Here is a 14,994-nt window from a genome sequence, read left to right as displayed (position 1 = left end):
AATGTTCCGTAAGCTTGCAAGTCAGAGATAGCGACGGTCGTCAGCGTCCGCCCGACACGTCGAGAATGGCCGAAGTGACATAGGAAGCCTCGTCCGACAGCAGCCAGACGATGGCATTGGCGATTTCCTCCGCGGTGCCGACGCGCTTCATCGGCACCAGCGGGGCGAGACGATGGGCGCGATCGGGCTCGCCGCCGGAGGCGTGGATATCAGTGTCGATCAGCCCTGGGCGAATGGCGGCGACGCGGATGCCTTCATTGGCGACCTCATGACCGAGGCCGACAGTGAAGGAATCGATCGCGCCCTTCGACGCCGCATAATCGACGTAGGTATTCGGCGAGCCGAGCTTGGCGGCGACCGACGACAGGTTGATGATCACGCCGCCCTGTCCGCCATGCCGCGTCGACATGCGCTTCACCGCCTCACGTGCGCACAGGATGCTGCCGGTGACGTTGACCGCCATCAAACGCTCGATGCGCTCCGCGCTCATCTCGTCGACGCGCGTGGTCGGACCGACGATGCCGGCATTGTTGATGAGCGCGCCGAGCGTGCCGAACTTGTCCGCCGCCTTGAACAGAGCGAGGATGTCGTGCTCGCGGCCGACGTCGCATTTGACTGCGATGGCCTTGCCGTTCTTGGCCTCGATCGCGGCCACCGTGCTCTGCGCGGCGGCCTCGTTGGAGGCGTAGCCGACCACGATCTTGAAGCCGCGCGATGCGGCGGCGATGGCGGTGGCGCGGCCGATGCCGCGGCTGCCGCCGGTGATCACTGCAACCCTGTCGGTCATGATGGCCCCCGTTAGGTCTGAGGCGCGCTCATGAAGCGCGCCTCATGTCTTCAAGTCGTCGCGTGCCCTCAGAGATCCAGCACGAGCCGTGCCGGATCCTCCAGGCTTTCCTTGACGCGCACCAGGAACGTCACGGCTTCCTTGCCGTCGATGACGCGGTGATCGTAGGACAGCGCCAGATACATCATCGGGCGGACTTCGATCTTGCCGCCGACCACCACCGGGCGCTCCTGGATCTTGTGCATGCCGAGGATGCCGGACTGCGGCGCGTTCAGGATCGGGGTCGACATCAGCGAGCCGTAGATGCCGCCATTGGTGATGGTGAAGGTGCCGCCCTGCATCTCGTCGATCTTGAGCTGGCCGTCACGGGCGCGGCGGCCGAAATCGGCGATGCCCTTCTCGATGTCGGCGATCGACTTGTGGTCGCAGTCGCGCACGACGGGCACGACCAAGCCCTTGTCGGTGCCGACGGCGACGCCGATGTGATAGTAGTTCTTGTAGATCAGGTCGGTGCCGTCGATCTCGGCGTTGACCGCCGGGATGTCCTTGAGCGCCTGCACCACGGCCTTGGTGAAGAAGCCCATGAAGCCGAGCTTGGAGCCGTGCTTCTTCTCGAACACGTCCTTGTACTGGCTGCGCAGCGCCATGACGTTGGTCATGTCGACCTCGTTGAAGGTCGTCAGCATCGCCGCGGTGTTCTGCACGTCCTTGAGGCGGCGCGCGATGGTCTGGCGCAGCCGCGTCATCTTCACGCGCTCCTCGCGCGCGGCGTCGTCGGCCGGCGACGGCGCACGCACCTGGACCGAGGCGGCGGGCTGATTGACCGGGGTCGGCGCGGACGCTGCGCGCTCGATGGCGGCCAGCATGTCGCCCTTGGTGACGCGGCCGTCCTTGCCGGAGCCCGGCACGGTGGTCGCATCGACGCCGCTCTCGGCCGAGAGCTTGCGAACCGACGGCGCCTGCGGGGTATCGGCGGGCAGCGCCTTGGCAGGGGCGGGAGCCGCAGCCGGCGGCGCAGCGGCAGCCGGCTTCGCCGGAGCCGGAGCAGCAGCGGCGGGCTTGGCAGCCACGGCGCCATCCGTGATCTGGCCGAGCAGCGCGCCGACGGCGACCGTCTCACCATCCTTGGCGATGATCTCGCCCAAGGTGCCGGCCGAAGGCGCGGGCACCTCGATCGTGACCTTGTCGGTCTCGAGCTCGACGAGGGGCTCGTCGACCGCCACGGCGTCGCCTGCCTTCTTGAACCAGCGGCCGATGGTGGCTTCGGTGACGGATTCACCCAGCGTCGGAACGCGAATTTCAGTCATGGTCTTTATCCTCAATAACCCGTGCGGTCATAAAGCCGGTCCGCCATCGCCTTGCGGCGAGCAAGCGATGCGGGACGGACGATCAACGCGATGTACTTGCGCCCCGCAGATTGCGGGGCGCGTCAAAAAAGGCAGGTTCAGTTCAGGGCTTCGTCGAGCAGCGCCTTCAGCTGGGCGAGATGCTTGGACATCAGGCCCGTGGCGGTCGCGGCCGACGCAGCACGGCCGGCATAGCGCGGACGCTTGCTCTTGCCGCCGGTCTGGTTCAGCACCCACTCGAGATACGGCTCGATGAAGTGCCACGCGCCCATGTTGCGCGGCTCTTCCTGACACCACACGACTTCTGCGTTCTTGAAGCGGCCGAGCTCGGCGACCAGCGCCTTGAGTGGCACCGGATAGAGCTGCTCGACGCGCATCAGGTAGACGTCGTTGAGCCCGCGCTTCTCGCGCTCGTCGTAGAGATCGTAATATACCTTGCCCGAGCACAGCACGATGCGGCGGATCTGGTCGTCCGGCACCAGCTTGGTCTTGTCGTCCGCCTGCATCTGGGCGTCATCGTACAGGATGCGATGGAACGTGGTGCCCTTGGCGAGCTCCTCGAGCCGCGACACCGCGCGCTTGTGGCGCAGCAGCGATTTCGGCGTCATCACGATCAGCGGCTTGCGGATCTCGCGATGCAGCTGCCGGCGCAGCACGTGGAAGTAGTTTGCCGGCGTGGTCGGATAGACCACCTGCATGTTGTCCTCGGCGCACATCTGCAGATAGCGCTCGAGGCGTGCCGAGGAATGCTCGGGGCCCTGGCCCTCATAGCCGTGCGGCAGCAGGCAGACCAGGCCGGACATGCGCAACCATTTGCGCTCGCCCGACGAGATGAACTGGTCGAACAACACCTGAGCGCCGTTGGCGAAGTCGCCGAACTGCGCCTCCCACAGGGTCAGCGCGGTCGGCTCTGCGAGCGAATAGCCGTATTCGAAGCCGAGCACGGCTTCTTCGGACAGCAGCGAGTTGATGACCTCGAAGTGGCCCTGCTCCGGCGCCAGATGGTTGAACGGCGTGTAGCGGCTCTCGTCCTCCTGGTCGATCAGGACCGAATGGCGCTGCGAGAAGGTGCCGCGCTCGCTGTCCTGGCCGGAGAGACGAACCTTGTGGCCTTCGAGCAGCAGCGAGCAGTACGCCAGCGCCTCGCCGGTCGCCCAGTCGAGCCCGATGCCGCTCTCGATCGCCTTGGCACGGTTCTCGAGGAAACGCTGGATCGTCCGATGCAGGCGGAAGCCGTCCGGTACCTTGGTGATCTTGCGGCCGATCTCCTTGAGGCGGTCGATCTCGACGCCGGTGACGCCGCGGCGCGCCTCCTCCTCCTGGTCGGCGGACTTGAAACCCGCCCACTTGCCGTCGAGCCAGTCGGCCTTGTTCGGACGATAGCTCGTGCCGGCCTCGAACTCGGCGTCGAGACGGGCGCGCCAGTCGGCCTTGGCCTTGTCGACCTCGCCCTCGGTCATCACGCCTTCGGCGACCAGCCGCTTGGAGTAGATCTCCAAGGTCGACGGATGGCCGGCGATCTTCTTGTACATCACCGGCTGGGTGAAAGCCGGCTCGTCACCTTCGTTGTGGCCATGCCTGCGGTAGCAGAACATGTCGATGACGACCGGCTTGTGGAACTTCTGCCGGAACTCGGTCGCGACCTTGGCCGCGAACACCACCGCTTCAGGATCGTCACCGTTCACGTGGAAGATCGGCGCATCGATCATCTTGGCGACGTCGGACGGATAGGGCGACGAGCGCGAATAGCGCGGATAGGTCGTGAAGCCGATCTGGTTGTTGACGATGAAATGAATCGAGCCACCGGTCCGGTAGCCTTTCAGATCCGACAGCGCGAAGCACTCCGCCACCACGCCCTGGCCGGCGAACGCAGCGTCGCCATGCATCAAGAGCGGCAGCACCGAGATGCGCATGTCGGGCGGATCGCCGTGCTGGTCCTGCTTGGCGCGGACCTTGCCGAGCACCACGGGGTCGACGATCTCGAGATGCGAGGGGTTGGCGGTCAGCGACAGGTGGATGCGATTGCCGTCGAACTCGCGGTCCGAGGAGGCGCCGAGGTGGTACTTGACGTCGCCGGAGCCTTCGACCGCGTCGGGATTGGCCGAGCCGCCCTTGAACTCGTGGAACAGCGCGCGATGCGGCTTGCCCATGACCTGGGTCAGCACGTTGAGGCGGCCGCGATGCGGCATGCCCAGCACGATCTCCTTCACGCCGAGATTGCCGCCGCGCTTGATGATCTGCTCCAGCGCCGGGATCAGCGACTCGCCGCCGTCGAGACCGAAGCGCTTGGTGCCGGTGAACTTGACGTCGCAGAACTTCTCGAAGCCTTCGGATTCGATCAGCTTCTGCAGAATCGCGCGACGGCCCTCACGGGTGAACGAGATCTCCTTGTCCGGCCCCTCGATGCGCTCCTGGATCCAGGCCTTCTGCGCCGCGTTCGTAATGTGCATGAACTCGACGCCAAGCGTCTGGCAATAGGTGCGCTCGCAGATCGCGACGATCTCGCGCAAGCTGCCGTATTCGAGGCCGAGCACGTGATCGAGGAAGATCTTGCGGTCGTAGTCGGCCTCGGTGAAACCGTAGGAACGCGGGTCCAGCTCCTCGCGGTTGCGCGGCGCCTCGATGCCGAGCGGATCGAGCTTGGCGTGGAAGTGGCCGCGCATGCGGTAGGCGCGGATCAGCATCAACGCGCGGACGGAGTCGCGGGTGGCCTGGTTGACGTCGGCCGCCGACAATTCGACGCCCTTGGCCTGAGCCTTCTGCGCAATCTTCTCGCCGACCTTCTTCTCGACGACGGCCCAGTTGCCGTCCAGCGCCGAGGTCAATTCGTCCCGGGGGGAGACCGGCCAGTTGCTGCGCGCCCAGGAGGGGCCCGACGCATTCTTCTGCACGTCGGCCGGCGCATCCTTCAGGCTCTTGAAGAACTCCTGCCATTCCGGGTCGACCGAAGCGGGATCCTTCTCGTAGCGGGCGTAGATCTCATCGATGTAGGTGGCATTGGTGCCCTGCAGAAAAGACGACAGGGCGAAGGCGGCGTTCGCATCTTGGCGAGACATGGTGGCGTCCTGGTAATTTCGATGCGCCCAATCAAAACGGCGCAATGCCTGACCCGCGGGGGACGCGGATCAGGCTCGGGTTAGGACCGTTTACCTTATTTATTGTAAATATTCGCGCCGAAAAGCACTAAGTCCTGAATCAGGATTTCAACTTTTCGACAAGCGTCTTTCCGAGCCGCGCAGGCGACGGCGACACGGCAATACCAGCCGCTTCCATCGCGGCCGTCTTCGAGCCGGCATCGCCCTTGCCGCCGGAGATGATCGCGCCGGCATGACCCATGCGACGGCCGGGAGGCGCGGTGACGCCGGCGATGAATCCCACCATCGGTTTCTTGCGACCGCGCTTGGCTTCGTCCTTGATGAACTGCGCCGCGTCCTCCTCGGCCGAGCCGCCGATCTCACCGATCATGATGATCGAGGTGGTCTTGGGGTCAGCCAGGAACATCTCGAGCATGTCGATGAACTCAGTGCCCTTGACCGGATCACCGCCGATGCCGACCGCCGTGGTCTGGCCGAGACCTTCCGAGGTGGTCTGGAACACCGCCTCGTAGGTCAGCGTGCCGGAGCGCGACACGATGCCGACCGAACCGGGCTTGAAGATGTTGGCCGGCATGATGCCGATCTTGCACTCGCCGGCGGTCATGACGCCCGGGCAGTTCGGCCCGATCAGGCGCGACTTGGAGCCCTGCAGCGAGCGCTTGACGCGGACCATGTCCAGCACCGGGATGCCCTCGGTGATGCACACGATCAGCGGGACCTCGGCGTCGATCGCCTCGCAGATCGCGTCGGCGGCGCCCGGCGGCGGGACGTAGATCACCGAGGCGTCGGCCCCGGTGGCCTCGCGGGCCTCCTTGACGGTGTCGAACACGGGCAGGCCGAGGTGGGTCGAGCCGCCTTTGCCCGGCGACGTGCCGCCGACCATCTTGGTGCCGTAGGCGATCGCCGCCTCGGAGTGGAAGGTGCCGTTCTTGCCAGTGAAGCCCTGGCAGATGACCTTGGTGTTCTTGTCGATGAGGATGGACATCGTGCTTTCTCTAAAAGCGTTGCGGTGAGGAATGAGCGAGCGCCTGGACCGGCGCTCAGCCTCCCTTGACGGCCTTGACGATCTTCTGCGCGGCGTCGTCGAGATTGTCGGCGGGCAGCACGTTCAGACCGGACTCGCTGATGATCTTCTTGCCGAGATCGACATTGGTGCCTTCGAGGCGCACCACGAGCGGCACCTTCAGGCCGACTTCCTTGACCGCGGCCACGACGCCCTCGGCGATGACATCGCACTTCATGATGCCGCCGAAGATGTTGACCAGGATGCCCTTCACGTTCGGGTCGGCGGTGATGATCTTGAACGCCGCCGCGACCTTCTCCTTGCTGGCGCCGCCGCCGACGTCGAGGAAGTTGGCGGGCTCCATGCCGTAGAGCTTGATGATGTCCATCGTCGCCATGGCGAGGCCGGCGCCGTTGACCATGCAGCCGATGGTGCCGTCGAGCGCAACGTAGTTGAGGTCGTATTTGGAGGCCTCGATCTCCTTGGCATCTTCCTCGGTCTCGTCACGCAGCGCGACGACTTCCGGGTGCTTGAACAGCGCGTTGGAGTCGAACGACACCTTGGCGTCGAGCACGCGCAGCTGGCCCTGCTTGGTGACGACCAGCGGGTTGATCTCGAGCATCGCCATGTCCTTGGCGACGAACGCATTGTAGAGTTGGGTGGTGAGCTTCTCGGCCTGCTTGGCGAGGTCGCCGGAGAGCTTCAGCGCCTTGGCGACGGCGCGGCCGTGATGGCCCATGACGCCGGTGGCCGGGTCGACCGAGAAGGTCACGATCTTCTCGGGGGTCTCGTGGGCGACGTCCTCGATGTTGACGCCGCCTTCGGTCGACACCACGAAGGCGACCCTCGAGGTCTCGCGGTCGACCAGCAGCGACAGATAGAACTCCTTGTCGATATCCGAGCCGTCCTCGATGTAGAGGCGATTGACCTGCTTGCCGTCGGGGCCGGTCTGCACGGTCACCAGCGTCGCGCCCAGCATCTGCTTGGCGAAAGTGTTGACCTCGTCGATCGACTTGGCGAGGCGGACGCCACCCTTGTCGCCGGCCGAGGCCTCCTTGAACTTGCCCTTGCCACGGCCACCGGCGTGGATCTGGCTCTTCACGACCCAGACCGGGCCACCGAGCGTCTTCGCCGCCGCATCCGCGTCCTCCGGACGGAGAACCGGCACGCCCTTGGAAATCGGCACGCCGAACTCGTGCAGCAGTGCCTTGGCCTGATATTCGTGAATGTTCATAAGCGCTTGCTCCCCGAACCCGCGATGGGGTGACGACCAGAATTGTTGTTAGGATGTCTGGTATACCATATACCAAACATCCTGCAACTCGATGTGGGCGAGATTACGCCCCGTGAATGACCCCTGATCAGCGGCCGAGCAGGTCGGGCGCGATCTTCTTGCAGGCGTCGACCAGGCCCTGCACGGCGGCAACCGACTTGTCGAACGCCTCGCGGTCCTTGCCGGCGAGCTCGATCTCGACGATGCGCTCGACACCCTTGGAGCCGATCACGACGGGCACGCCGACATACATGTCCTTGACGCCGAACTCGCCGTTGAGATGCGCCGCGCAGGGCAGCACGCGCTTCTTGTCGCGCAGATAGCTCTCGGCCATTGCGATCGCCGACGCCGCCGGAGCGTAGTAGGCGGAGCCGGTCTTCAGCAGGTTGACGATCTCGGCGCCGCCGTTGCGGGTGCGATCGACGATCTCGTCGATGCGGGCCTGCGACGTCCAGCCCATCTTGACGAGGTCGGGCAGCGGAATGCCGGCAACGGTCGAGTACTTGGTCAGCGGAACCATGGTGTCGCCATGACCGCCGAGCACGAAGGCGGTGACGTCCTCGACCGAGACGTTGAACTCATCAGCCAGAAAGTAGCGGAAACGCGCCGAGTCGAGCACGCCGGCCATGCCGACGACCTTCTTGGCCGGAAGCCCCGAGGCCTTCTGCAGCGCCCAGACCATCGCGTCGAGCGGATTGGTGATGCAGATGACGAAGGCGTCGGGCGCGTACTTCTTGATGCCGGCGCCGACCTGCTCCATCACCTTCAGGTTGATCGACAAGAGGTCGTCGCGGCTCATGCCCGGCTTGCGCGGTACGCCCGCCGTAACGATGCACACCTTGGCGTTGTCGAGCGCCTCATAGGAGTTGGCACCGGTGTAGTGCGCGTCGAAGCCGTCGACCGGCGATGACTGGGCGATGTCGAGCGCCTTGCCCTGCGGAACGCCTTCGGCAATGTCGAACATCACGACGTCGCCGAGCTCCTTGAGGCCGACGAGGTGAGCCAGCGTTCCGCCGATCTGACCGGAGCCAATCAAAGCAATCTTGTCGCGCGCCATGGCAAATTTTCCTTTGAACCCGAAGGAGTGAGGGAGGTTGAAAAGTCGACTGGTGGTTATCCCTTTCGCCCCGGCCGTTCAAGTCAAGCTATGGCCAATTGACGGGCCTGCCTTCATTTCGATCAGGACCGGGCGACGGCTGCTGATGATCCTTTCAGCATGATTGGCGTGGCCTTTTCGCGGCTGTGTGCCCGGCGGCTGGCGTTCGCCAAAACTCCAGTATTTGTCAGGTTTCGACCAACCCCGTGGAAGTCCCAGATGCCGCCGAGTCCTTCCGCCCGTGCGGCAGGGCCAGATAGGAGTCCGAACCCATCTCGATCAGGCGCGAGGTGGTCCGCTTGAACTCCATGGCCTCGGTGCCCTCGGTCGCGACGTAGAGCGAAATCGGGTCGGCTTCGGCGGAGGCGATCAGCTTCACGGCGTTGTCGTAGAGCGTATCGATCAGGGTGATGAACCGCTTGGCGGCATTGCGCTCGGCCAGATCCATGACCGGAACGTGATCGATCAGGATCGTATGATAGTCGTGCGCGAGCCGCAGATAGTCCGAGGCCGCCAGCGGCTTCTCGCAGAGATCGGCAAAATCGAAGCGGGCGACGCCGTTGGCGGAGCACGGGACGTGCAGGATGCGCCCCTTGATCGTCATGTCGCGCGGCTTGCACTTGGCATGGCCCGTGAGCCGCGCCCAGGCCTTGTCGAGCGCCGCTCGCGCGTCGACATCGGCCGGCACCAGCCACATCTTCACGCCGGCCAGCTTCTCCAGCCGGAAATCGGTGCGCGCGTCCAGCCGCATCACGTCCATGTGGTCGGCAATCTGCTTGATGAAGGGCAGGAACAGCGCGCGGTTGAGGCCGCCTTTGTAGAGGTCTTCAGGCGCGACGTTGGAGGTCGCCACCACCACCGTGCCGAGCTCGAACAGCCTGGCGAACAGACGTCCCAGGATCATCGCGTCGGCGATGTCGGTGACATGGAATTCGTCGAAACAGAGCAGCCAGGCCTGATCGAAGATCGCCTGCGCCGTGAGACCGATCACATCGGCATCGGCGAGCTCGCCGCGCGCGATGTTCTGGCGGTAGCCGTAGATGCGCTCATGCACCTCGGCCATGAATTCGTGAAAATGCGCGCGGCGCTTGTGCTCGACGGGACAGTTCTGGAAGAACAGGTCCATCAGCATGGTCTTGCCGCGCCCGACCTCGCCATGGACATAGAGGCCGTTCGGCGGCTCGCTCTTGTCGGCAAAAAGGCGGCCCAACAAGCCTTGCTTGCGCGTGGGCTTGTAGGTGGAGAGCCGGCGCTCCAGCGCCGCCAGGGCGTCGGCGACCTCGGCCTGGGCGAGGTCGGCCTCGATCGCACCGGTATCGACCAAAGACTGATATTGCGCGCGGAACGCGTCTGACGGAGTGGACAGCATGAGCCCACTCTAGGTCATGAGACTTACGTAAAATGCAATCCGCAAATGGTGGAAGCCGCCATGCGTCGGAGCCGTGTGGTCGTGGTATATGGCACGCAAACGCCGCCGTGATCGTTAGTCCGGGGCTAACGACGTTCGTCTTCGCTCCCGGCCTCAGCGAACGGCTGGCTTGAACGACCCCGCTGCAGACCTCACCCCCGGCGAGAGGTCGTAGGCGTCCTCGACCACATAGGGCCCGCCGCCGGTCGAGGCACGCGACGAAAACAGCACGAAGCGCTCGGCCATGAACACGCGGCTCGGGAAATAGCCGCGGACGGAGAGATAGTCGGCGACGTCCTGGCTCGACGCATCGTGCAGCCGCGCCAGCGTCACGTGGGGCACGAATTTGCGGCCCTCCGGATCGAGCCCGATCCGCTGCATGAGCCGCTCGAGCTCGGCCTGCAGCTCGATCAGGGGGCGGCTCGGCGCGACGTTGGCAACGACGGCGCGCGGCTTGCGGCCGCCGAAGCTGGAAAGACCCTGCACCGTCACTTCGAACGGCTTGCGGTTCACCCGCCACAGCATCGAGGCGATCTCGTTGGCGGAGGCGCCGTCAATGTCACCGATGAAACGCAACGTCACATGGTAATTTTCGGGATCGATCCAGCGGGCGCCGGGGAGGCCACCCCGCAAACCGGAAAGCGTGTGGCCAACCTCGGCCGGGATTTCCAGTCCAGTAAACAAACGCGGCATCGTTTCGGGACTCCCGATGCTGGAGGCTGATCTCGAAAATTGACGAGATCATGCCTTCGAGAAATGATCGACGACGAATCGCCAATGCATCATTCCTACCGAACTTATATGACTCCGCGACGGAAGGCGGGTTAACGCCGGTAAAAGCTGCGGAAAACCCGGTCCTTAAGGTTATCGCAAATGATCGACGCGGCGCTTCGTTCCGTCATTGCCCACGAAGCGGACGCAGGAATGCTTCCGCCGTAGGCAACAGCCTGGACACGATGATGTCGACGCCCGCCGCAGTGGGGTGGATGCCGTCGGCCTGGTTCAGCTTGGCGTCGGCGGCGACGCCATCGAGGAGGAATGGATACAGCGGCACGTCGAACTGCTTGGCGAGATCGGGGTAGATCGCGTTGAATTTCGCGGCGTAGTCGCTGCCGAAATTCGGCGGCGCCAGCATGCCGCACAGCATCACGGCGATGCCCCTAGCCTTCAGCCGGGCCACGATCTCGCTCAAAGCCTTGCGCGTCACGGCGGGATCGATGCCGCGCAGCGCGTCATTGGCGCCGAGCTCGACGATGACCGCTTCGGTCCCCTCCGGCACCGACCAGTCGAGCCGGTCGCGGCCGCCGGACGAGGTGTCCCCGGACACGCCGGCATTGGTGAGGTCGATCGGCAGCCCCTTGGCCTGCAACGCCTTCTGCAGCTTGGCTGGAAACGCATCCGAGGCGGACAGGCCGAGTCCCGCGCTCAAGGAATCGCCGAGAACGACGAGCTTGATCGGCTTGACGGCCTCGGCACCCGCGAACGCGGGCCCGACTGTCATCAAGGCGAGCATCAACACGAGTATGTGCACGAAGATATGTCCGCGCCTCTCGACCCGGCTTGCGGAGTTGCCATATGACCGAGCCATGGACAGTCTCATCGAAACCTCGCCTTTGGCCGGCCTTGCGCCGGACACCATTACCATCTCGAACGTCAACCTCTCGCTCGGCACCGGCGCGGCGCGGGTCCATATCCTCAAGGACATCAGCCTGCGGGTGGGACAGGGCGAGACGATCGGTCTGATCGGACCGTCGGGCTCTGGCAAGTCCACATTGCTGATGGTGATGGCGGGGCTGGAACGTCCTGATGGGGGTGAGGTGGTGGTCAACGGGACCGCTTTCAATGCCCTGGACGAGGACGCTCTGGCGCGGTTCCGCGGCCGCCAGGTCGGCATCGTCTTCCAGTCCTTCCATCTGATCCCGACCATGACGGCGCTGGAGAATGTCGCGGTGCCGCTGGAGCTGGCGGGCCATTCCGGCGCCGCCGAGCGCGCCGCCCGCGAGCTGGATTCGGTCGGACTCGGACACCGGCTGCACCACTATCCGACCCAGCTCTCGGGCGGCGAGCAGCAGCGCGTGGCGCTGGCGCGGGCACTTGCGCCGGACCCGGCCATTCTGGTGGCCGACGAGCCGACCGGCAATCTCGACGAGACCACCGGACGGCAGATCGTGGACCTGCTGTTCACCAAGCATGCCGAGCGCGGCATGACGCTGGTGCTGGTGACCCATGACAGCGGGCTTGCGCATCGTTGCGACCGCGTGGTCCGGCTGCGCTCGGGGCGGATCGAAGCCGACGGCGGCGCGCACGAGCCGGCCCTCGCATGACCACCGTCGCTGAACCGATCGCCGGCGGCCGCATGGCCGCACTGCCCGTGCGCTACGCGCTGCGCGAGCTGCGGGGAGGCCTGCGCGGCTTCTACGTCTTCATCGCCTGCATCGCGCTCGGCGTGCTCGCCATTGCCGGTGTCGGCTCGGTGGCGGCGAGCCTCAACGACGGCCTGGTTCGCGAAGGACGCACGCTGCTCGGCGGCGACGTTGCCTTTTCACTGTTCCAGCGCGAGGCCAAGCCGGAGGAGATCGACTTCCTGCGCTCGCGTGGAACGCTGTCGCTGGCTGCGACCCTGCGCGCCATGGTGCGCTCGGGCGACGCCAAGCTGGCGCTGGTCGAGCTGAAGGCGGTCGACAACGCCTATCCGCTGCTCGGCAAGGCCGAGCTCCAGCCAGATCTGCCGATGGCCGACATCCTGGCCGAGCGCGACGGCGTCTACGGAGCTGCGGCGGATCCGGCGCTGCTGGCTCGGCTCGATCTGAGGATCGGCGACACCGTCACCATCGACACGGTCCGCTTCCAGATTCGCAGCGCGCTGCAGGCCGAGCCCGACAAATTGTCCGGCGGCATCGGCCTCGGGCCGCGCTTCCTGATCAGCGAGGCGGGCCTGCGGGCCACGCCGCTGCTGCAGCCGGGCAGCCTGGTGCGCTGGACCTACCGGGTCCGGCTGCCCGACAATGCCAAGGACGACCACGCGGCGGCGTCCTTCATCGCCGATACCCGCCTGACGCTGCCCTCGGCCGGATGGGAGATCCGCAGCCGCAGCAACGCCTCGCCGCAACTGGAGCGGACGATCGGCCGCTTCACCCAGTTCCTCACCCTGGTCGGTCTCGCCGCCCTGCTGGTCGGCGGCGTCGGCGTCGCCAATGCGGTCAAGAGCCATGTCGACCGTCGGACCGAGGTGATCGCGGCCTTCAAGGCCCTCGGCGCCACCAGCCGCGACGTGTTCGGCATCTACCTCGTGCAGGTGATGGTGCTCGCCACGATCGGTTCGATCATCGGCCTCAGCGCCGGGGCGGCCCTGCCGTTTGCCATCGTCGGGCTGTTCGGCAACATCCTGCCGCTGCCCGTGATCCCGGCCATTCATTCGGACGAGCTGGTGCTGTCCTTCGTCTATGGTCTGCTCACCGCACTGGCGTTCGGTCTGTGGCCGCTCGGGCGCATACGCGACGTGCCGGTGGCGGCGTTGTTCCGCGAGGCGGTTATCGCCGAATGGCACCGTCCGCGCTGGAGCTATCTGGTGCTGATCGCGGGCACCGTCGCGCTGCTGATCGCAGTCGTGATCGGCCTGTCCTACGACAAGCGCATCGCAGCCGTGTTCGTCGTCGCCGCCGCGCTGGTGTTCGTGCTGTTGCGCGGCATTGCCGCCGCGGTGATGGCGATTGCGCGCGCCCTGCCGCGCAGCCGCTTCCCGATGCTGCGGCTGGCGGTCAGCAATATCTATCGCCCGGGCGCGCTGACACCGTCCGTGGTGCTGTCGCTCGGGCTGGGACTCGCCGTGCTGGTCACGATTACCCAGATCGACGGCAATCTGCGACGCCAGTTCCTGGCTCAACTGCCGGAACAGGCGCCGTCGTTTTTCTTCATCGACGTCCCCTCCGGCGAGGCCGACCGCTTCCGCGACTTCCTCAGGGACCTCGCCCCTCAATCCACTGTCGAAGACGTGCCGATGCTGCGCGGGCGCATCGTCTCCGCCCGCGGCGTGCGCGCCGAGGACCTCAAGGCGACAACTGACACCGAATGGGTGCTGCAGAGCGACCGGGGCCTGACCTATACCGCCGAGGTTCCCAAAGGATCCAAGGTCGTCGAGGGTGAGTGGTGGGGCGAGACCTACAGCGGCCCGCCGCTGGTTTCGATCGAGAAGCGGATCGCCGACGGTCTCGGCCTCAAGCTCGGTGACGACATCGTGGTCAACGTGCTCGGACGCGACATCACGGCGCGGATCGGCAACATGCGCACCATCGACTGGCAGGGGCTCGGCATCAATTTCGTGCTGGTGTTCTCCCCGAATGCCTTCAAGGGAGCGCCGCACACCCATGTCGCCACCCTCACCGAAGCGCGCTCCGATACCGCCGAGGATGCCCGTGTCATCCGCAAGGTGGCCGACGCCTTCCCGATGGTGACCAGCGTGCGGGTCCGCGAGGTGATGGAGACGGTGGGCTCGGTGGTCTCCAACCTCGCGCTCGCCATCCGCGGCGCCAGTGCGGTGACGCTGATCTCGGCCATCCTGGTGCTGGGCGGCGCGCTGGCAGCCGGCCACCGCCACCGGGTCTACGATGCCGTCATCCTGAAGACCCTGGGCGCGACAAGGCTGCGGCTGCTCGGCGCCTACGCGCTGGAATATCTGATGATCGGGTTTGCCACCGCCGCGTTCGGCGTCATCGCCGGCTCGGTGTCCGCCTGGCTGATCGTGACCCGGCTGATGACGTTGAGCTTCGCCTGGCAGGCCGGCAGCGCCGCGCTGGTCGTCGTAGCCGCGCTGATCGTGACGGTCGGCCTCGGTCTGGCCGGCACGCTGCTGGCGCTCAACCAGAAGCCCGCGACGGTTCTTCGGAATCTGTAGCGGCTTGCGCGCTCATGCCGCACGGTTAACGCGATTTCTGCGGCTGGGACGCGCGCGGAGCGACATTCAGCCGCGCGTGGAAGCTTGCGGCAGAT

The 14,994-nt window shown here is 65.5% G+C and carries 11 protein-coding genes; 2 read left to right on the top strand and 9 right to left on the bottom strand.

Annotated features, from left to right (window positions below):
* Positions 1-40: 40 nt before the first annotated feature.
* The 9 genes from ACQR0W_RS26720 to ACQR0W_RS26680 form a co-directional block, all read right to left on the bottom strand.
* Entirely contained in the window at positions 41-787 is a 747-nt protein-coding gene (locus tag ACQR0W_RS26720; RefSeq protein WP_315715928.1) for an SDR family oxidoreductase, read from the bottom strand.
* A 68-nt stretch (positions 788-855) separates the two neighbouring features.
* On the bottom strand, positions 856-2,094 hold the full coding sequence (odhB, locus tag ACQR0W_RS26715; RefSeq protein WP_315715927.1) for a 2-oxoglutarate dehydrogenase complex dihydrolipoyllysine-residue succinyltransferase: 1,239 nt from the start codon (positions 2,092-2,094) through the stop codon (positions 856-858).
* Between the two features lie 137 nt (positions 2,095-2,231).
* Complete coding sequence (locus ACQR0W_RS26710) at positions 2,232-5,189, bottom strand: 2-oxoglutarate dehydrogenase E1 component (RefSeq protein WP_315750632.1); 2,958 nt, start codon at positions 5,187-5,189, stop codon at positions 2,232-2,234.
* 139 nt (positions 5,190-5,328) lie between these two features.
* Positions 5,329-6,213: a succinate--CoA ligase subunit alpha gene (gene sucD / locus ACQR0W_RS26705; RefSeq protein ID WP_316186414.1), complete on the bottom strand. Its 885-nt coding sequence runs from the start codon at positions 6,211-6,213 to the stop codon at positions 5,329-5,331.
* 55 nt (positions 6,214-6,268) lie between these two features.
* The gene (gene sucC / locus ACQR0W_RS26700; protein WP_315715925.1) at positions 6,269-7,465 is read right to left on the bottom strand and encodes an ADP-forming succinate--CoA ligase subunit beta; all 1,197 of its coding nucleotides are present in this window, start codon (positions 7,463-7,465) and stop codon (positions 6,269-6,271) included.
* Between the two features lie 127 nt (positions 7,466-7,592).
* Complete coding sequence (gene mdh, locus ACQR0W_RS26695) at positions 7,593-8,561, bottom strand: malate dehydrogenase (RefSeq protein ID WP_009031546.1); 969 nt, start codon at positions 8,559-8,561, stop codon at positions 7,593-7,595.
* 226 nt (positions 8,562-8,787) lie between these two features.
* Complete coding sequence (gene zapE / locus ACQR0W_RS26690) at positions 8,788-9,969, bottom strand: cell division protein ZapE (RefSeq protein ID WP_316186415.1); 1,182 nt, start codon at positions 9,967-9,969, stop codon at positions 8,788-8,790.
* A gap of 153 nt (positions 9,970-10,122) precedes the next feature.
* Complete coding sequence (gene thpR, locus ACQR0W_RS26685; protein WP_315715923.1) at positions 10,123-10,701, bottom strand: RNA 2',3'-cyclic phosphodiesterase; 579 nt, start codon at positions 10,699-10,701, stop codon at positions 10,123-10,125.
* A 205-nt stretch (positions 10,702-10,906) separates the two neighbouring features.
* Positions 10,907-11,539: an arylesterase gene (locus ACQR0W_RS26680; RefSeq protein ID WP_315750842.1), complete on the bottom strand. Its 633-nt coding sequence runs from the start codon at positions 11,537-11,539 to the stop codon at positions 10,907-10,909.
* Positions 11,540-11,594: 55 nt separating this feature from the next.
* Between ACQR0W_RS26680 and ACQR0W_RS26675 the strand changes: the two genes are divergently transcribed.
* Both ACQR0W_RS26675 and ACQR0W_RS26670 read left to right on the top strand, forming a co-directional pair.
* On the top strand, positions 11,595-12,332 hold the full coding sequence (locus ACQR0W_RS26675) for an ABC transporter ATP-binding protein (RefSeq protein ID WP_315750630.1): 738 nt from the start codon (positions 11,595-11,597) through the stop codon (positions 12,330-12,332).
* On the top strand, positions 12,329-14,899 hold the full coding sequence (locus ACQR0W_RS26670) for an ABC transporter permease (protein ID WP_316186416.1): 2,571 nt from the start codon (positions 12,329-12,331) through the stop codon (positions 14,897-14,899). Before ACQR0W_RS26675 ends, ACQR0W_RS26670 begins: the two co-directional genes overlap by 4 nt.
* The last annotated feature ends 95 nt before the right edge of the window (positions 14,900-14,994 follow it).

The organism is Bradyrhizobium sp. HKCCYLRH1034, from assembly GCF_051168375.1.
GTDB lineage: Bacteria > Pseudomonadota > Alphaproteobacteria > Rhizobiales > Xanthobacteraceae > Bradyrhizobium.
The sequence above is the reverse complement of the archived record's forward strand: the minus strand, read 5'-3'. Positions and strand labels throughout refer to the sequence as shown.

Excerpts from the sequence above, each read along its gene's own strand:
- sucC (WP_315715925.1), bottom strand. The coding sequence starts at position 7,465 with ATGAACATTCACGAATATCAGGCCAAGGCACTGCTGCACGAGTTCGGC.
- ACQR0W_RS26670 (WP_316186416.1), top strand. The coding sequence starts at position 12,329 with ATGACCACCGTCGCTGAACCGATCGCCGGCGGCCGCATGGCCGCACTG.
- sucD (WP_316186414.1), bottom strand. The coding sequence starts at position 6,213 with ATGTCCATCCTCATCGACAAGAACACCAAGGTCATCTGCCAGGGCTTC.
- ACQR0W_RS26720 (WP_315715928.1), bottom strand. The coding sequence starts at position 787 with ATGACCGACAGGGTTGCAGTGATCACCGGCGGCAGCCGCGGCATCGGC.
- zapE (WP_316186415.1), bottom strand. The coding sequence starts at position 9,969 with ATGCTGTCCACTCCGTCAGACGCGTTCCGCGCGCAATATCAGTCTTTG.
- ACQR0W_RS26710 (WP_315750632.1), bottom strand. The coding sequence starts at position 5,189 with ATGTCTCGCCAAGATGCGAACGCCGCCTTCGCCCTGTCGTCTTTTCTG.
- mdh (WP_009031546.1), bottom strand. The coding sequence starts at position 8,561 with ATGGCGCGCGACAAGATTGCTTTGATTGGCTCCGGTCAGATCGGCGGA.
- odhB (WP_315715927.1), bottom strand. The coding sequence starts at position 2,094 with ATGACTGAAATTCGCGTTCCGACGCTGGGTGAATCCGTCACCGAAGCC.
- ACQR0W_RS26675 (WP_315750630.1), top strand. The coding sequence starts at position 11,595 with ATGGACAGTCTCATCGAAACCTCGCCTTTGGCCGGCCTTGCGCCGGAC.
- thpR (WP_315715923.1), bottom strand. The coding sequence starts at position 10,701 with ATGCCGCGTTTGTTTACTGGACTGGAAATCCCGGCCGAGGTTGGCCAC.